Annotated in this window: 15 protein-coding genes; 9 read left to right on the top strand and 6 right to left on the bottom strand. The window is 72.2% G+C overall.

The annotated features are described in order from the left end of the window. Nucleotides 1-21: 21 nt before the first annotated feature. On the bottom strand, nucleotides 22-1,350 hold the full coding sequence (locus AB0L33_RS01455) for a M18 family aminopeptidase (protein WP_365677051.1): 1,329 nt from the start codon (nucleotides 1,348-1,350) through the stop codon (nucleotides 22-24). A gap of 138 nt (nucleotides 1,351-1,488) precedes the next feature. Then, entirely contained in the window at nucleotides 1,489-3,315 is a 1,827-nt protein-coding gene (locus AB0L33_RS01460; RefSeq protein ID WP_365677052.1) for an acyl-CoA dehydrogenase, read from the bottom strand. Between the two features lie 148 nt (nucleotides 3,316-3,463). On the opposite strand from AB0L33_RS01460, the gene AB0L33_RS01465 reads away from it, so the two are divergent. From AB0L33_RS01465 to AB0L33_RS01475, 3 genes are all read left to right on the top strand, one after another. Next, nucleotides 3,464-3,904, top strand: coding sequence for an SseB family protein (locus tag AB0L33_RS01465; RefSeq protein ID WP_361036040.1), 441 nt, complete (start codon nucleotides 3,464-3,466; stop codon nucleotides 3,902-3,904). Between the two features lie 152 nt (nucleotides 3,905-4,056). Beyond that, nucleotides 4,057-5,013 (top strand): pirin family protein, encoded by a 957-nt coding sequence (locus tag AB0L33_RS01470; protein ID WP_365677053.1) that lies wholly within the window; start codon nucleotides 4,057-4,059, stop codon nucleotides 5,011-5,013. A gap of 96 nt (nucleotides 5,014-5,109) precedes the next feature. Beyond that, complete coding sequence (locus tag AB0L33_RS01475) at nucleotides 5,110-6,171, top strand: AI-2E family transporter (RefSeq protein ID WP_365677054.1); 1,062 nt, start codon at nucleotides 5,110-5,112, stop codon at nucleotides 6,169-6,171. A gap of 16 nt (nucleotides 6,172-6,187) precedes the next feature. Here AB0L33_RS01475 and AB0L33_RS01480 read toward each other — a convergent pair whose 3' ends face one another. Beyond that, complete coding sequence (locus AB0L33_RS01480) at nucleotides 6,188-8,302, bottom strand: SpoIIE family protein phosphatase (protein WP_365677055.1); 2,115 nt, start codon at nucleotides 8,300-8,302, stop codon at nucleotides 6,188-6,190. Between the two features lie 151 nt (nucleotides 8,303-8,453). On the opposite strand from AB0L33_RS01480, the gene aspS reads away from it, so the two are divergent. From aspS to AB0L33_RS01500, 4 genes are all read left to right on the top strand, one after another. Then, nucleotides 8,454-10,235, top strand: coding sequence for an aspartate--tRNA ligase (gene aspS / locus AB0L33_RS01485; RefSeq protein WP_365677056.1), 1,782 nt, complete (start codon nucleotides 8,454-8,456; stop codon nucleotides 10,233-10,235). A 202-nt stretch (nucleotides 10,236-10,437) separates the two neighbouring features. Beyond that, nucleotides 10,438-11,268, top strand: coding sequence for a L,D-transpeptidase family protein (locus tag AB0L33_RS01490; RefSeq protein WP_365677057.1), 831 nt, complete (start codon nucleotides 10,438-10,440; stop codon nucleotides 11,266-11,268). A 100-nt stretch (nucleotides 11,269-11,368) separates the two neighbouring features. Further along, the gene (locus AB0L33_RS01495) at nucleotides 11,369-12,022 is read left to right on the top strand and encodes a response regulator transcription factor (protein ID WP_073966851.1); all 654 of its coding nucleotides are present in this window, start codon (nucleotides 11,369-11,371) and stop codon (nucleotides 12,020-12,022) included. Beyond that, nucleotides 12,019-13,215 carry a HAMP domain-containing sensor histidine kinase gene (locus AB0L33_RS01500; RefSeq protein ID WP_365677058.1) on the top strand — a complete coding sequence of 399 codons (1,197 nt, stop codon included), beginning with the start codon at nucleotides 12,019-12,021 and terminating at the stop codon, nucleotides 13,213-13,215. The genes AB0L33_RS01495 and AB0L33_RS01500 overlap by 4 nt, the downstream gene beginning before the upstream one ends. Here the strand turns inward: AB0L33_RS01500 and AB0L33_RS01505 are convergent. Then, nucleotides 13,164-14,558, bottom strand: a complete 1,395-nt coding sequence (locus tag AB0L33_RS01505) for a VWA domain-containing protein (RefSeq protein ID WP_365677059.1) — start codon at nucleotides 14,556-14,558, stop codon at nucleotides 13,164-13,166. The two genes, AB0L33_RS01500 and AB0L33_RS01505, sit on opposite strands and share 52 nt — an antisense overlap. Nucleotides 14,559-14,825: 267 nt before the next feature. On the opposite strand from AB0L33_RS01505, the gene AB0L33_RS01510 reads away from it, so the two are divergent. Next, nucleotides 14,826-15,233 carry a S4 domain-containing protein gene (locus AB0L33_RS01510; protein ID WP_365677060.1) on the top strand — a complete coding sequence of 136 codons (408 nt, stop codon included), beginning with the start codon at nucleotides 14,826-14,828 and terminating at the stop codon, nucleotides 15,231-15,233. A gap of 3 nt (nucleotides 15,234-15,236) precedes the next feature. Here AB0L33_RS01510 and AB0L33_RS01515 read toward each other — a convergent pair whose 3' ends face one another. Then, nucleotides 15,237-16,202: an NADP-dependent oxidoreductase gene (locus tag AB0L33_RS01515; protein ID WP_365677062.1), complete on the bottom strand. Its 966-nt coding sequence runs from the start codon at nucleotides 16,200-16,202 to the stop codon at nucleotides 15,237-15,239. A gap of 43 nt (nucleotides 16,203-16,245) precedes the next feature. After that, the gene (locus AB0L33_RS01520) at nucleotides 16,246-17,136 is read right to left on the bottom strand and encodes a hypothetical protein (protein WP_365677064.1); all 891 of its coding nucleotides are present in this window, start codon (nucleotides 17,134-17,136) and stop codon (nucleotides 16,246-16,248) included. Between the two features lie 121 nt (nucleotides 17,137-17,257). On the opposite strand from AB0L33_RS01520, the gene AB0L33_RS01525 reads away from it, so the two are divergent. After that, nucleotides 17,258-17,656 carry a hypothetical protein gene (locus AB0L33_RS01525; RefSeq protein ID WP_365677065.1) on the top strand — a complete coding sequence of 133 codons (399 nt, stop codon included), beginning with the start codon at nucleotides 17,258-17,260 and terminating at the stop codon, nucleotides 17,654-17,656. Nucleotides 17,657-17,720: the final 64 nt, after the last annotated feature.

Below are 17,720 nucleotides of genomic sequence, written 5' to 3' on the forward strand. Positions count from 1 at the left end.
CCGCGTGGGAAAGCCCGGGCGTCAGCCGGCCAGGAAGGCTGCCAGCGCGCCCGCGAGGAGGTGCGGGTCGTCCGCGCCGCAGAGTTCGCGGGCGCTGTGCATCGAGAGGATGGCGACGCCGATGTCGACGGTCTTGATGCCGTGCCGGGCCGCCGTGATCGGGCCGATCGTCGTGCCGCAGGGCATCGCGTTGTTGGAGACGAACGTCTGCCACGGTACGCCCGCCTTCTCGCAGGCCGCGGCGAACACGGACCGGCCGCCGCCGTCGGTGGCGTACCGCATGTTGACGTTGACCTTGAGGATCGGACCGCCGTTGACGACCGGGTGGTGCGTGGGGTCGTGGCGCTCCGCGTAGTTCGGGTGGATCGCGTGGCCGGTGTCGGAGGAGAGGCAGACCGTGCCGGCGAAGGCCCGGGCACGGTCCTCGTAACCGCCGCCCCGGGCGAAGACCGAGCGCTCCAGGACCGTGCCGAGCAGCGGCCCGTCCGCGCCGGTGTCCGACTGGGAGCCGTTCTCCTCATGGTCGAAGGCGGCCACCACCGGGATGTACGGCAGCTCCTCGTCGGGCTGTCCGGCGACGGCGGCGAGCGCGGCGACCGCCGCGTGCACCGAGAGCAGGTTGTCCATGCGCGGTCCGGCCAGCAGCTCGCGGTCCCGGCCCAGGTAGGCGGGCGGCTCGACGGGGTGCGGCATCAGGTCCCAGCCGGTGATGTCCTCGGCGTCGACGCCCGCCTCATCGGCGACGAACCGGATGAGGTCGCCCTCCTCGACGTCCCCGAGCCCCCAGATCGGCTGCATGTGCTTCTGCCGGTCCAGCTTGAGCCCGTCGGTGTTGGCCGACCGGTCCAGGTGCACGGCGAGCTGCGGTACGCGCAGCAGCGGACGGTCGATCGAAACCAGCCGGTCCGACCCTCCCCCAGGCCCTGCGGCCTGGGAGGTACCCCCTCGCAGCGAGATCCGGCCCGCGAGACCGAGGTCGCGATCCAGCCAGGTGTTGAGCAGGGTGCCGCCGTAGATCTCCACGGCGATCTGGCGCCAGCCGTACGCCCCGGTGTCCGGAAGCGGCTTGACCCGCAGGTTCGGCGAGTCGGTGTGCGCGCCGACGATCCGGAACGGGGTGTGCGCCCCCGCGCCCGCCGGCACGTACCAGGCGACGATCGCGCCACCGCGCAGGACGTACTTGCCGCCGGTGGTTCCGTCCCAGGCCGCGGTCTCCTCCACCTGCCGGAAACCGGCCTTCTCCAACCGGGCGGCAGCGGTGGCCACGGCGTGGTACGGGGAGGGCGAGGCCATCAGGAAGGCCATCAGATCGTCGGTGTGCCCGCGGTCGAAGCGGAGGGAGGAACTCATGTTCTTCACTGTAGCCAGACGTGGCCGAAAGGATTCCCCGTCACCCCCGGCCCATCGCGCCCATCATGCGGCCGCCGTCCCCGGAAAGCGGATCCAGGGACGGCGGCGTGCGGACGGCGCGGCTTTCGAAAACGCGCCCTAGAAGGCGGCCTCGTCCAGCTCCATCAGGGAGTTGTCGACCGACTCGGCGAGCGCCCGCTCGGTGCCGACGCCCGGGAGGACGTTCGCGGCGAAGAACTTCGCGGCGGCGATCTTGCCCTGGTAGAAGGCGACGTCCTTCGCGGAGGCCGTCGGCAGCTTCTCGGCGGCCACGGCCGCGCCCTTGAGCAGGAGGTAGCCGACGACGACATCGCCGGAGGCCAGCAGCAGGCGGGTGGTGTTGAGGCCCACCTTGTAGATGTTCTTGACGTCCTCGCCGGTCGCGGTCAGGTCGGTGATCATCGTGCCGACGATCGCCTCCAGGTCCACCGCGGCCTTCGCGAGGCTGTCCAGCGCGCCGGACAGCTCCTCGTGGTCCTGGGCGCCCGCGAGGAACTTCTTGATCTCCTCGGAGAGCGCGCTGAGCGAGGCGCCCTGGTCACGGACGATCTTCCGGAAGAAGAAGTCCTGGCCCTGGATGGCCGTGGTGCCCTCGTACAGGGTGTCGATCTTGGCGTCCCGGATGTACTGCTCGACCGGGTACTCCTGGAGGTACCCGGAGCCGCCGAACGTCTGGAGCGACTGCGCCAGCTGCTCGTACGACTTCTCGGAGCCGTAGCCCTTGACGATCGGGAGGAGCAGGTCGTTGAGGCCGTGCAGCGCCTTGGCGTCCTCGCCCGCGGCCTCCTTCTCCTGGATCGCGTCCTGGACGGAGGCGGTGTAGAGGACGAGGGCGCGCATGCCCTCCGCGTACGCCTTCTGCGTCATCAGCGAGCGGCGCACGTCGGGGTGATGCGTGATGGTGACCTTCGGCGCGGCCTTGTCCATGAACTGCGACAGGTCGGTGCCCTGGACGCGCTCCTTGGCGTACTCCAGTGCGTTCAGGTAGCCGGTGGAGAGCGTGGCGATGGCCTTCGTACCGACCATCATGCGGGCGAACTCGATGATGCGGAACATCTGGCGGATGCCGTCGTGCTTGTCGCCGATGAGCCAGCCCTTGGCGGGGTGGCGGTCGCCGAACGTCATCTCGCAGGTGTTGGACGCCTTGAGGCCCATCTTGTGCTCGACGTTCGTCGCGTAGACACCGTTGCGCTCGCCCAGCTCGCCGGTGGTCCAGTCGAAGTGGTACTTCGGGACCAGGAAGAGGGAGAGGCCCTTGGTGCCCGGTCCGGCGCCCTCGGGACGCGCCAGCACGTAGTGGAGGATGTTCTCCGACATGTCGTGCTCGCCCGAGGTGATGAAGCGCTTCACGCCCTCGATGTGCCAGGAGCCGTCCTCCTGCTCGACGGCCTTCGTGCGGCCTGCGCCGACGTCCGAACCGGCGTCCGGCTCGGTCAGCACCATCGTCGAGCCCCACTGCTTCTCGACGGCGATCTCGGCGATCTTCTTCTGCGCCTCGTTGCCCTCCTCGAAGAGGATGCCGGCGAACGCCGGGCCGGAGGAGTACATCCAGACGGCCGGGTTCGAGCCGAGCAGCAGCTCCGCGTAACCCCAGATCAGGGAGCGGGGCGAGGTGGTGCCGCCGATCTCCTCCGGCAGGCCCAGGCGCCAGTACTCGGAGTCCATGAACGCCTGGTACGACTTCTTGAACGTGTCGGGGACCGGCGCCGTGTTGGTCTCCGGGTCGAACACCGGCGGGTTGCGGTCGGCGTCCGCGTAGGAGTCGGCGAGCTCGTTCTCGGCGAGGCGGGCGATCTCTTCGAGGATGCTCTTCGCCGTGTCGACGTCCATCTCCGTGAACGGTCCGGTGCCGTACAGCTTGTCGCGCCCGAGGACCTCGAAGAGGTTGAACTCGATGTCGCGGAGATTCGACTTGTAGTGCCCCATGGGAAGGCTCCGTAATCAATAGCAGTGGCGCGCAGCGCCCCGTGGAGGGGTGGCCCGGACATATCAGGTGACCTCTCCGATGATGCTACCCGCCAGTAATAAGACGCAACCCCCTGAGCCCCGGATGTGGCCGATTACTCTTTGTCCCATGTACGGCTACGACCAGAACCAGGGCGCGCAGCAGCCGATGGGGGGCGGCTACGGCGAGCAGCCGCTGTACCCCGAACCCTCGCCGCCGTCGCTGGGTGACGCGGTACGGGCCTTCACGACCGGCTCGCTGTCCGCCGAGGACTTCCAGCAGATCTTCGCGACCTCGAAGGTCTACTGCCCGCGGGGCGACAACCCCGGCTTCCTCGCGCTGCACAACACCCAGCAGCCGGTGATCCCGATGTTCACCACGCTCAAGGAGCTGCGGCTGTACGCGGGCAAGGACTCCAAGTACTTCGTGATCACCGGCGCCGAGGTGATCGATCTGCTGCCCACCGGCTACGGCTTCGTCCTGGACATGGAGGGCGAGCACCGGATGGTCTTCGACGCCAAGGCCGTCGAACAGATGGTCGACTTCGCGATGCGCCGCATGTACGGCTGATCCCCTGCCCGAGGCTTCCTGAAGGGGCCCGTACCGCTCTCGGTACGGGCCCCTTCGGGCTGTCCGGGGGCGCGCGGGAATGCGGGGCGCCTTGCGGGATGTTCACCATTCAACTAAATTGGTGGCAGTACCGTCCCCCGGAGGTGGCTCCCATGCCCGCAGTGACCGTCGAGAATCCGCTGACCCTGCCCAAGGTGGTCGCTTCCGGCGACGCCGCGGCCCGTCCCGTGCTCGCCGTGACCACGGCGCCGAGCGGCTTCGAGGGCGAGGGCTTCCCGGTCCGCCGCGCCTTCGCGGGGATCAACTACAAGTACCTCGACCCGTTCATCATGATGGACCAGATGGGTGAGGTGGAGTACGCGGCGGGCGAGCCGAAGGGCACGCCCTGGCACCCGCACCGCGGCTTCGAGACCGTGACCTATCTGATCGACGGCAGCTTCATCCACCAGGACTCCCACGGTGGCGGCGGCACCATCGGCAACGGCGACACCCAGTGGATGACGGCCGGGTCCGGGCTCCTCCACATCGAGGCGCCGCCCGAGTCCCTGGTCATGTCCGGCGGCCTCTTCCACGGCCTCCAGCTCTGGGTGAACCTGCCGAAGGCCGACAAGATGATGGCCCCGCGCTACCAGGACATCCGCGGCGGCCAGGTCCAGCTGCTCGCCTCGCCGGACGGCGGCGCGCTGCTCCGTGTGATCGCCGGTGAGCTGGACGGCCACGAGGGCCCCGGCATCACGCACACCCCGATCACGATGATCCACGCCACCGTGCGCCCCGGCGCCGAGGTGACGCTGCCCTGGCGCGAGGACTTCAACGGCCTCGCGTACGTGCTCGCCGGGCGCGGCACCGTCGGGGCGGAGCGCCGACCGGTCCACATGGGCCAGACCGCCGTCTTCGGCGCCGGCGCCTCGCTGACCGTGCGCGCGGACGAGAAGCAGGACGGGCACACCCCCGACCTGGAGGTCGTCCTGCTCGGCGGGCGTCCCATCCGTGAGCCGATGGCGCACTACGGGCCGTTCGTGATGAACAGCCAGGCCGAACTGAAGCAGGCCTTCGAGGACTTCCAGGCCGGCCGCCTCGGCACCGTGCCCGCCGTCCACGGCATGTGACCCGCGCTCCCGCCCGCGCCGCCCACCTGTGACGCTCCGTCACTCGTACGGCGGCGCGGGCGGGACACCGCTGCCGGGCCGTGATCGGCTGGAAGGGTGCAGACCCCGAAGCCACTCCTGCCCGAGGGCGCCCGGCGGACCGCCGCCTGGTGCGGTGTCGTCCTGCTGGTCACCGGTGTCGCCGCCGTCGCCGTCTGGTTGTGCATCGTCTTCAAGACCGCCGTCACCCCCGTGCTGCTCGCCCTGCTCGGTACGGCGCTGCTCGGCCCCGTCCACCGCCGGATGACCGCCCACGGGGTGAACCGCTCGGTGGCTGCCGGGGTCACCTGCGCGGTGCTGGTCGCCGTGGTCGGCGGCGCCGGATACATCGTCGTCTCCGCGCTGGTGGAGACCGGTGACCAGATCGTCCAGTCGCTGAAGGACGCCGGGCAGTGGGTGACCGACCACTTCCAGGTCGCGGACGACATCGACGTGAACGACCTGGAGTCCAGTGGCCGCAAGCTGGTCGAGAAGTTCGGCGCGACCGCGGCAGGCGGGCTCCTCACCGGCATCAGCGTCCTCGGCTCCCTCGTCGCGACCGCCGTCCTGGCCCTGCTGCTGACCTTCTTCTTCCTGCGCGACGCGGACCGGGCCGCGGGCCTCGCCCACAGCATCGCCCCGCGCGGCACCGGCGACATGGTCGAGGCGATGGGCCGCCGGGCCTTCGAGGCCGTCGAGGGCTTCATGCGCGGGACGACGCTCATCGCCCTGATCGACGCCGTCTGCATCACGATCGGGCTGCTGATCCTGCGGGTGCCGGGCGCGGTGGGACTCGGGGCGCTGGTGCTGGTCGGCGCCTACATCCCGTACCTCGGGGCGTTCATCTCCGGGGCCGTCGCCGTGCTGGTGGCCCTCGCTGACCGGGGATTCGTGATCGCGCTCTGGGCGCTCGGGGTGGTCCTCGCCGTGCAGGTGCTGGAGGGCCACGTCCTTCAGCCGATGATCCAGAGCCGTACGGTCCAGATGCACCCGGCGATGATCCTCATCGCCCTGACGGCGGGCGCCAGCGTCGCGGGCATCCTCGGGATGCTGCTCGCGGTCCCGCTCTGCGCGGCGGCCTTCGGCATCATCGGCGAACTCCGCAGGAGCGGCCGGATCGCGCCGGAGGACGGCGTCTGACCCGGGTCCGGGGCGTCTAATCCAGGTCCAGGTCGGGGAAGGCCGGTTCCGGGTGCTCGGCCTCGTTCAGCTCGAACCAGATCGTCTTGCCCGCACCGCGCGGATCGACCCCCCACTTGTGGGCGAGCATCTCCATCAGCACCAGGCCCCGGCCGCTGGACGCCATCTCGCCGGGCCGCCGCTTGTGCGGCAGCTCGTCACTGCCGTCGGACACGTCCACCCGCAGACACCGTTCCCCCGGAGTCCCGGTCGCCTGGGCGACCATCAGGGCGTCCCCGTCCGTGTGCACCAGGACGTTCGTGGCCACCTCGGAGAGCAGCAGCACCGCCGCGTCGACCTGATCGGGGTCCGCCCAGTCGTGCAGCAGCTCCCGCAGCAGCTGCCGGGCCGTCGAGATCCGCTCCGGTTCGGCCTGGGCGATGGACAGCGCGGTCCGCCGGGGCGCGGGCGGGGAGGTGACGGAGCCCTCGCGCCGCAGCAGCAGCACCGCGACGTCGTCCTCGCGCCGGTCCGCGAGGGGGCCGGTCGTGTAATGGGAGCTCGGCCCGTGCACCGCCTGCACCAGCGCGTCCGCCAGCTTCTCCAGGTCGCCGGTGTGCCGTTCCAGGATCGGCCGGAGCCGGACCCAGCCGGTGGCGAGGTCGTGGCCGCCCGTCTCGATCAGCCCGTCCGTGCAGAGCATGATGGTTTCCCCGGCCTCCAGCACGACCCGGGTCGTCGGATAGTCCGCGTCCGCCTCGACGCCCAGCGGCAGCCCGCCCTCGGTCGGCCGGATGACGGCGGTGCCGTCGGCGGTCATCACCACCGGGTCCGGGTGGCCGGCCCGCGCGATTTCCAGGACGCCGCTCTCCGGGTCGGCCTCCGCGTACAGGCAGGTCGCGAAGCGCGCGGCCGTGGCCTCGTCGTCCTCGCCGGGGTCGGTGAGGCCGGAGAGGAAGCGCGAGGCGCGCGCCAGCACCGCGTCCGGGCGGTGCCCCTCGGAGGCGTACGCACGGAGCGCGATCCGGAGCTGGCCCATGAGGCCCGCCGCCCGCACGTCATGGCCCTGGACGTCGCCGATCACCAGGGCGATGCGGCCGCTGGGCAGCGGGATCAGGTCGTACCAGTCGCCGCCGACCTGGAGGCCGCCGCCGGTCGGCACGTAGCGCGCCGCCACGGTCATCCCCGGGATGTCCGGGCCGAGCGAGGGCATCATCGTGCGCTGGAGGCCCAGTGACAGCTCCCGCTCGGTGTCGGCGGCGCCCGCCCGGTCCAGCGCCTGGGCGAGCATCCGGGCCACGGTCGTCAGCACCGACCGCTCGTCCGGCGAGAACGCCACCGGGTGCCGGAACCCGGCCATCCAGGTCCCCATCGTGCGCCCGGACACGATCAGCGGCAGAAACGCCCAGGAACGGCGCCCGAACCGCTGGGCCAGCGGCCAGGTGGCGGGGTACCGGGCCCGGTAGTCCTCCGGCGTCGGCAGATAGATCGCCCGGCCCGTTCGCACGACCTCGGTGGCCGGGTAGTCCGTGTCCAGCGGCATGTCCGTGAAGGGCCCCTCGTCGCTGAGGGAGTGCCCGTGCTGCCCGACGACCGTCAGCCGCTCGCCCTCGACGCCGAAGACCGCGAGGCCGTCCGGCGAGAACCCGGGCATGGAGAGCGAGTAGGCGACCCGCAGCACCTCCGCGGTGGACCCGGCCTCCGCCAGGGCGCGCCCTGCGTCCAGCAGGAACGCCTCGCGGGAGCGCCGCCAGTCGCCGGTGATGGAGGTGTGCGTTCCGGCGGCGCCGGGCGGGGGTTCCGCGACCTCCTGGAGGGTGCCGACGAGCACGTAGCCCCGGCGGCCCGCACCGGCCGGGATCGGCTTGGAGCGGCTGCGCACGGTGCGCAGGACCCGGCCGCTGCCGTCCACGATGCGCAGCCGGGCCTCGGCCAGGGTGCCCTCGGCCACGGCGAGGCTGATCACCCCGGCGATCTCGTTCCAGTCGACGGGGTGGAAGCGGGAGCGGACCTCCGATTCGCGGAGGACGCCGGGCTCGGCGGGCAGCTCGAGGAGACGGGCGGCCTCCGCGTCGAGCGTGACCGTCCCGGCTCCGTTGTCCCAGCGCCACAGCCCGGTCGCGGTCGCGGCCAGCACGTCCTCGGTGCGCATTGCCCCACTTTAAACCGGCATGCGGGGCAAGGGCACGGGTGCGGCCGCGCGGACGATCTTGGTGCGGGCAATGACAATGAAACGCTCCGGTCGCGGGCGGTAGCCTGGGAGGGCTGAATTTCCCCCAACCGCGAAGACTGGATGAACGACGATGCATCGGTACAGGTCCCACACCTGCGGCGAGCTCCGCGCCTCTGACGTCGGCACCGACGTCCGGCTGAGCGGCTGGCTGCACAATCGCCGAGACCTGGGCGGCATCCTCTTCATCGATCTGCGCGACCACTACGGTCTCGTGCAGCTCGTCGCCCGCCCCGGCACGCCGGGCAACGAGGCCCTGGCGAAGCTCACCAAGGAGACCGTCGTCCGGATCGACGGCAAGGTCTCCGCGCGCGGCGCCGAGAACGTCAACCCGGACCTGCCGACCGGCGAGATCGAGATCGAGGTCTCCGAGGTCGAGGTGCTGGGCGAGGCCGGCCCGCTGCCCTTCACGATCAACGCCGAGGACGGCGTGAACGAGGAGCGGCGCCTGGAGTACCGCTTCCTGGACCTGCGCCGCGAGCGCATGCACCGCAACATCATGCTGCGCTCCGCCGTGATCGCCTCGATCCGCTCCAAGATGGTCGCCCTCGGCTTCAACGAGATGGCGACGCCGATCCTCACCGCGACCTCCCCCGAGGGCGCCCGTGACTTCGTCGTCCCGTCCCGGCTGAACCCCGGCAAGTTCTACGCGCTGCCGCAGGCCCCGCAGCAGTTCAAGCAGCTGCTGATGATCTCCGGCTTCGACCGCTACTTCCAGATCGCGCCCTGCTTCCGCGACGAGGACGCCCGCGCCGACCGCTCGCCGGGCGAGTTCTACCAGCTCGACGTCGAGATGTCCTTCGTGGAGCAGGAGGACGTCTTCCAGCCGATCGAGAAGCTGATGACCGAGCTCTTCGAGGAGTTCGGCAACGGCCGCCACGTCACCTCGCCGTTCCCGCGCATCCCGTTCCGCGAGTCGATGCTGAAGTACGGCAACGACAAGCCCGACCTGCGCGCCAAGCTGGAGCTGGTCGACATCTCCGACGTCTTCGCGGACTCGGAGTTCAAGGCGTTCGCGGGCAAGCACGTCCGCGCCCTTCCGGTGCCGGACACGGCGGGCCAGTCCCGTAAGTTCTTCGACGGCCTCGGCGAGTACGCCGTGGAGCACGGCGCCAAGGGCCTCGCCTGGGTCCGCGTCGGCGAGGACGGCACGCTGGCGGGGCCGATCGCCAAGTTCCTGACCGAGAACGACGTCAAGACGCTCACCGAGCGGCTCTCGCTCGTCCCGGGCCACGCCGTCTTCTTCGGCGCCGGCGAGTTCGACGAGGTCTCCAAGATCATGTCCGCCGTCCGCGTCGAGGCCGCCAAGCGGGCCGGCCACTTCGAGGAGGGCGTCTTCCGGTTCTGCTGGGTCGTCGACTTCCCGATGTACGAGAAGGACGAGGAGACCGGGAAGATCGACTTCTCCCACAACCCCTTCTCGATGCCCCAGGGCGGCTTGAAGGACCTGGAGGAGAAGGACCCGCTGGACATCCTCGCCTGGCAGTACGACATCGTCTGCAACGGCATCGAGCTGTCCTCCGGCGCCATCCGGAACCACGAGCCCGAGCTGATGATCAAGGCGTTCGAGATCGCCGGCTACGACCGCGAGACGGTCGAGAAGGAGTTCGCGGGCATGCTCAAGGCGTTCCGCCTCGGCGCCCCGCCGCACGGTGGCATCGCCCCGGGCGTCGACCGCATCGTGATGCTGCTCGCCGACGAGCCGAACATCCGCGAGACGATCGCCTTCCCGCTGAACGGCAACGCCCAGGACCTGATGATGGGCGCGCCCACCGTCCTGGAGGAGGCCCGCCTCCGCGAGCTCAACATCCAGCTCCGCAAGCCGGCCGCACCGGCGAAGGACGCGCAGAAGTAGTTCCGCCTGTTTCACGTGAAACAGCCCCTGGCCGCCACTGGCCGGGGGCTGTTCGCGTGACGGGCCGCAGCCGGTTCCGAATAGGCACACGAATCACCTGAACGGTTACGGCCGGATGGGCTGTGCCCCGGATTGGGCGGGGCCGTGGGCGGCAATGACTGGGTGGGCCGACACCGGCGCATCCACTGCTGAGGAGCCCTCCGTGCCCGTGCCCCCTTCGCGCGCACCCCTGCGCCTGCCGCACGTCGTCTGCTCCCTGGTCCTGCTCGTGCTCCTCGCGGGCTGCGGGGCGGGTGGCTTCGCCGGTACGGAGATGAGCGGTGCCGCCACCGGGGAGGCGCGGATCAACGGCGTACCGGGACCGCCCGGCGCCGCCGCTTCCGCCGGTGGGGTGCCGCGAGGGGGGTCGCCGGCGCCGGCGGCCTCGCCGCAGCCCACGGAGCTCCCCGGCCTCGGGCCGAAGACCCGGGCGGCGGTCCCGGCCGCGGCCCGGCAGGCGTTCGTGGTGACCGGGGATTCGGTGGACTCCAACCGGTCGACCGCCGTCCTCTACACCCGGGACGGGCCCGCCGGGCCGGGCTGGCGGGCCACGCTGGGTCCCTGGCCCGCACACAACGCCCTCAACGGCTGGACCGACGAGCACTGGGAGAGCGATCTGCGCTCACCCATCGGCGTCTTCACCCTCACCGCGGCGGGCGGCCGCCTCGCGCCCCCGGACACGGCCCTCCCGTACGACCTGAGTCCGGACTTCCGTGTGACGGGTGAGGGGTTCCACGGGGAGCCGCTGGAGGGCTCCTTCGACTACGTCGTGGCCATCGACTACAACCGCGTCCCCGGCACGTCCCCGCTCGACCGCACCCGCCCGCTCGGCGAGGAACGCGGTGGCGGAATCTGGGTGCACGTGGACCACGGGGGACCGACCCAGGGCTGCGTCTCGGTCACCGAGGACCGGATGAAGGAACTCCTGGGCGCCCTCGACCCGGCCATGGAGCCCGTCATCGTGATGGGGGACGCGGAGTCGCTGGGCCGCTGAACCGCCCCGGGCCGGAGAGCTTTGCGAAACCTCCCTTCCCGTATCAAGGACGCATCCTGGGAGGGAGTGGACACGCATGCACGAGGCGAGGGACATCACGATGCGGGTACTGGTCGCCGAGGACGAGGAAATTCTCGCGGAGCTGGTCGCCACCGGGCTGCGGCGGGCCGGTTTCGCCGTCGACACGGTGTACAGCGGTGATGCCGCGCAGGCGTACCTGGGGCTGCACGACTACGACGTGGTCGTCCTGGACCGCGACCTGCCCCGGGTGCACGGCGACGACGTGGCGCGCGGACTCGTCGCCTCCGGCTCCCGGACCAGGATTCTGATGCTGACGGCCGCCGGGTCGATGGAGGACCGGGTCGCCGGGCTCGACCTCGGCGCCGACGACTACCTGGGCAAGCCGTTCGAGTTCCCCGAGCTGGTCTCCCGCGTACGCGCCCTGCGGCGGCGCAGCGCCCGCCCGGTGCCGCCGCAGCTGGAGCGGTACGGCATCCGGCTCGACACCGTACGGCGGTCGGCGACCCGGGACGGGCGGGACCTGGACCTGTCGCCGAAGGAGTTCACCGTGCTCCAGCTGCTCCTGGAGGCGGACGGCGGAACGGTCAGCGCGGAGGAACTGCTGGAACGGGCCTGGGACGCCAACGCCGACCCCTTTACGGGTGCCGTCCGGGTCTGCATGAGCAAGCTGCGGAGCAAACTCGGTGAGCCGGCCGTGATCCGTACCGTCCAGGGCGTGGGGTACGCCCTGTGAAGCGACCGGTCCGGCTGCCGCACTCCACGATCAGGACCCGCATCGCCCTCGTCTACGGCGGAGTCTTCCTGGTCCTCGGCACGGCCCTGCTGGCCACGGTCAACCTGGCCTCCCGCGCCGGTACGGACTCGCAGGCGCGCGCCATCGCGGACACCGCCGTCGTGGTCCAGCCCGGCTACGCGGTCAACGGTCCGCTCGTCAGCCGCCGCCGGCTCGGTCCGCCGACCGTCTACGACCTCACCGACCACGTCAGCGACGCGGCCGGACACCAGCTGCTCATCTGGTCCGCCGCCGCGCTGCTGGTGATGACGGCCTGCGCGGTGGGCGTCGGCTGGTGGACGGCGGGCCGGGTCCTGCGGCCCGTTCACGCCATGACCGCCAAGGCGCGCAAGCTCTCCGCGCACACGCTCCACGAGCGGATCGCCTCCAGCGGGCCCGACGACGAGCTGAAGGAGCTGGGCGACACGCTCGACGCGCTGCTGGCCCGGCTGGAGCGCGCCTTCGACAGCCAGCGGCGGTTCATCGCCAACGCCTCGCACGAGCTGCGCACCCCGCTGGCCACGCAGCGCGCGGCGATCCAGATCGGTCTGGACGATCCGACGCCGGAGGACCTGGTCCGGACCCGGCAGACGCTCCTGGACAACAACCGGCGCAGCGAACGGCTCATCGACGGGCTGCTCGTCCTGGCCCGCAGCGAGCGGGGGCTCGACAAGAGCGAGCGGGAACCGGTGGATCTGGCCCGGGTGGTGGCGGAGGAGGCGGTCCGGCACCCGGGCGTCCGGCTCGACACCCGGCCGTGTCCGGTGCGCGGGAACCGGCTGCTGCTGGCCCAGCTGGTGGCGAACCTGCTGGCCAACGCGGTGACGTACAACGTGCCCGGCGGAAGCGTCGACGTGTCGGTGGTCCCGGCCGGCGGCGGGGTCCTGCTGGAGGTCCGCAACACCGGCCCCGTGGTGGACGCCGCGGACATCCCCGGGCTGTTCGAACCGTTCCGCAGGGGCGAGGGGAAGGACCGGATGGGGCCGGGCTCGGGACTCGGCCTCTCGATCGTGCGGTCCATCGCGGTGGCCCACGACGGTACGGTCACGGCGGTGCCGGGCCCCGGGGGCGGGCTCGCCGTGACCGTACGCCTGCCGGCGTCTCAGGAGCGCGTGGCCACCCATGCGGGGAGCGCGGCCAGCAGCTCGCGGTAGAACGTGGTGTCCGGGACCTCGCGGGGGGCGGGGCCCGCGTGGAAGAAGCCGGTGTTCGGGGCGTCCAGCTTCCGCAGGAAGTCGAAGCCCTTGGCGTCCTTCTCGCCGAACGCGACGAACTGGAAGAACAGCGGGAGCCGGGCCGCCGCGTCGAGCGCCTGGCGGGCGGCCTGCCGGACGTCCGGGGGCCCGTCGGTCTGGAAGACCACCAGCGCGGGGCCGGTGGCACCGGACTTCTCGTAGTGCGCGACGACCTCCTCGACCGCGCGGTGGTAGTTCGTCCGGCCGAGGCGGCCGAGGCCCGCGTTGAGCGTGTCGATCCGGCCCTCGTGGCCGTCCAGCTCCACCGTGCCGGTGCCGTCGATGTCGGTCGAGAAGAACACCACCTGCACGGTGGCGCTCTCGTCCAGGTGCGCGGCGAGCGCGAGCGTGCGGTCGCCCAGGTGCTGGGCGCTGCCGTCCTTGTAGAACGGGCGCATGGAGCCGGAGCGGTCAAGGACCAGGTAGACGGTGGCGCGCAGCCCGGTCAGCCCGTGCGCCTTCAGCCCGGCCTGAGCCGCCTTGTACGCCCCCGCGAGCTCGGGCGCCCGCGCCTTGACCTTGGCGAGGGTGAGCGCGGGCTTGCCGGTGGAGGCGGGGGCGGCCGGGGCCGCCTCGGGCTCCGGGTCCATGTCGATGACGATCGGCGCGGACGCCTCGGCGGCGGGCTCCGGCTCGGCCACCGGCTCCGTGGCGGCCTCCGGCTCGGGCGTCGTGACGGGCTCCGGCGCGGCCACCGGCTCCGGCTGCGGGGTCTCGCTCGCGACGACCGGCTCGGGGTCGGGGGTCTCCGTGGCCGCGACCGGCTCGGGGGCGGCGATGGGCTCGGCGGCAGGCTGTGCCGCCTCGGCCTCCGGTGCCGCGGGCTCCGCGACGGGCGCGGGGGCCTCGGTCTCGGCGGCCGGTTCGGGCGCCTCGGTCTCGGCGGTCTCCGTGACCGCCTCCGGCTCGGCGACCGGCTCGGCGGCCTCCGGCTCGGCGACGGGCTCCGGCTCCGCAGGAGCCACGCGTTCCGCGGGAGCCACGGCGTCCGGGCCCTTGCCCTGGGCCGGGACCGTGGGGGGCGCCGGGTTGTCGAAGGCCGCCGCCACCAGGTCCGACGCCTTGGCGTCCGACGAGGACGCCTTTTCGTCCTCGTCGGACGACGCGGGGGCGGGCACCGAGATGGTGGCGGGTGCCTCGGCCGGCTCCGGCTCCGTGGCACCCGAGTGCTCGCCCTGGGGCGGGACCGTGGCCGTCGTCGGGTCGTTCTGGTCCGTGCGGTCACGGCCGAACACCTTGCGCAGCAAGCTCCGAATGCCCATGGGCGAGCCTTTCGCGTGAGTTGGGTGCGATGAATGTCCGTACTGCGGGAATTGATCCCTGGCCAGGGCGGATACGTAAGGTTAGCGGCCGGATAAGGCCGTTCGGCGGCACGGCCCGCATGTGGGACAACCGAGAGCGAACCGAGCCCGGACCGAGTCCTGAGGCCCCGTAAGGCCGTTCACCGCATCCCCACGTCACCTGCACCGCGTAGGCGTCGAGTTGACGCGGGAACACCCCGCCCGTGCTCACCGCATACAGTCGGACGCATGGTTTCGGGTGAGGCTCCGCAGACGGAGGGCAGTGTCCGGGTCGATGTCTGGATCTGGTCGGTCCGGCTCACGAAGACCCGGGCGCAGGCCGCTGCCGCCTGCCGTGCGGGTCATGTGAAGGTCGCGGGCGAACGCGCCAAGCCCGCGCAGCCGGTGCGCGTCGGTGACGAGGTACGGCTCCGGCACGCGGGCCGGGACCGGATCGTCGTCGTGTCGAAGCTGGTGAAGAAGCGGGTGGGCCCGCCCGTGGCCGCCGAGTGCTTCATCGACAACAGCCCGCCCCCGCCGCCGCGCGAGGCCGCGATCCAGGTCCCGGTACGCGACCGGGGCGCGGGCAGGCCGACGAAGCGGGACCGCCGTGAGATGGACCGGCTGCGCGGAATGGGCCCCGGCCCGGTCGAGTAGCCGTCAGCCGTGGCCGGGCGCGTGCACCACGACGACCGTCTTGCCGCGCGCCCCGCCCGCCCGGTTGCGCGCCAGGGCCTGCGGCGCCTCCTCCAACGGCAGTTCGGCGTCGACGGGCACGCGCAGGATGCCGTCCGCCGCCCCCGCCGCCAGCACGTCGAGCAGCACCGGGCTCGGGTCGAGACGGAAGTCGACGCCCCTGACGCCCTCGGGCAGCCGGGCCCCGGCGGCGGCGCCCCGGGTGGAGAGCGCGATGCCGCCCGGCCGGACCGCCGCCGCGTACGCCGCGAACGCGTCCGGGGCCGCCGACGCCAGGTCGGCCAGCGCGTCGATGCCGTCCGGGCAGGCCCTCCGCAGCGCGTCGGCGGGCGGGCCGTCCGTCAGGTCCACCGAGGCGGCGGCGCCCAACGACCCCATCCTGGACCGCTCGTCACCGCGCACCGCCGCGATGACGCGGACGTCGCGGGCCCGGGCGAGCTGGGTGAGGCAGCAGCCGACCCCGCCCGCCGCCCCGACGACCAGCAGGGTCTCGTGGCCGCGCAGGGCGACCGCCTCCAGGATCTGGGCGGCGGCCATTCCGGCGGACGGGAGCGCGGCGGCGGCCCGGGGGCCGAGGCCGCGCGGGACGAGGGTGATGGCGGAGTCCTGCCCCACGCACATGTACTCCCCGTACGAGCCGCACGCCTCCGCCACGTCCGCGCGTCCGAAGACCCGGTCCCCCACCCGGAAGCGGTTCTCGCCGCCGCCGATCATGTCGACGCGGCCCGCGTAGTCCACGCCGACGACGAACGGGAAGGCCCGGGGCGCCGGGGCGAGTCCGCCCGCCGAGCCGTCCGCGACCTGCCAGTCCAGCGGGTTGAGCGAGGCGTATTCGATCCGGACCCGGACCTCGCCGGGCCGGGGTTCCGGCTTGGGCAGCTCGACCAGCACCGGCTCGGCCCGCAGCGCGCTGACGGCGATGGCTCGCATCCGTACACCTCCCAGTCGGGCCGCTCCCGGCGGAGCGGCCGCGTCATTCCGCCGGGGCCGGCAGCACCCGCTGGGCCCAGATCCGGGCCGCCACCGCGCACACCGCGACGGCCAGGCCCAGGCCGAAGACGATCCACACCGTGGTGCGCAGCGAGGAGGTCAGCGCGTCGTAGACGGCCGCGGCGGCGCCGGTGTCGCTGTCCGGGACCTCGTCGAGGACCCGGTCGCGGGCCAGGGCGAGCAGCCCGCGCAGCACCAGCGCGCCGAGCGCGAAGCCCGCGCCCGCGACGGCGGTGCCGGCCAGCGCGGCCATCGCCCGGGCCCGGCGGCCGGGTCCGCCGCGCATCCAGGCGAGCGCGACGGCGAGCAGCGCGAAGACGAGCGTGCCCACGGCCGGCCACACGCTCGCGGTCCGCAGCCACTGGAAGCTCTGCCGCAGCTGGTCCGCGCGGTCGGCGGAGACCAGCTGGATGTCGGTGTGCTGGACGGGGATCTGATCGGCGAACGGCACCCCGTTGTCCACCAGGTTCTGCTTCACCTGCTCCGTGACGGGCGCCAGGTCGATCGTGACGCTCTCACCGCTCTGCCCGTCCAGCGCGGCGGTGACCGTCTCGTGCGCGGTGCGGTTGGCGGCGGTCCAGGCGTCCTGGAAGGCCTCCGTGGTGGTGAAGGACTCCACGGCCTGGTGCAGGAACTGGCGCACGGTGCTCTGGAGCGGTCCGACGTCGATCTGCTTCATCGCGCTGTCGGTGATCAGATCGGCGACGGTGTTCTGCACGTCCGGGTCGTCGGCGAGCGGGGCGACGGCGGCCACGTAACGGTCCGTGTCGTCGATCTCCAGGTCGACCCAGGCGGACAGCGCGCTCAGCGGCACCAGGACGGCCAGCAGCACCAGCAGTACCGCCGACAGGGCCACCGAGAAATACGTCCGCACCCCTCCAGGGAATCCCGGATGGCTCCGGGGCGCCCCGGGCCGTGGGCCATCCGAGTTGCCGGGCGGCCCGACCAGGTGTGCTCTGGAGGGAAAGCGGGGGTGACGGAAGGAGCTCTCTGCCATGGCCGCACAAGCTTCGGTGCCGGTGCGCGGGAGGCACGCGATGCCCGCCCGGCACCGCCCGGTCCTCAGCTGGGCCGTTCCGGTCACGCTGGGCGTGATCATGGGCTGCTACGCGACCGCCATCGTCCGCGGCGGCGGGGTCCTCACGGGCACCCGGCTGGCCCTCGGGCTCGTCTCCGGCGCCGTGCTCGCGGTGCTCTGCTTCGGGCTCGGCCGCATCCAGAACCGGCTGCCGCGCGAGCTGCGGGCCGCCGCCTACGGGGTGCTGACCGGCGGTTCGATCGGCTTCCTCTACAGCCTTTCCGGGGCGAGCATCCTGTCGGCGTCCGTGCTCGGGCTGATCCTCGGAGCCGGCGGACTGCTCGCCGCGTACTACTACTTCTACACACGGGAGTGACGCCCGCGCCCACCCGCTCGTCAGCGATCCTTGACCTTCTCCCCGGGGGAAGGCCAAGGATCGA

It is taken from the genome of Streptomyces sp. NPDC052299 (assembly GCF_040679335.1).
In the GTDB taxonomy this organism is placed as follows: Bacteria; Actinomycetota; Actinomycetes; order Streptomycetales; family Streptomycetaceae; genus Streptomyces.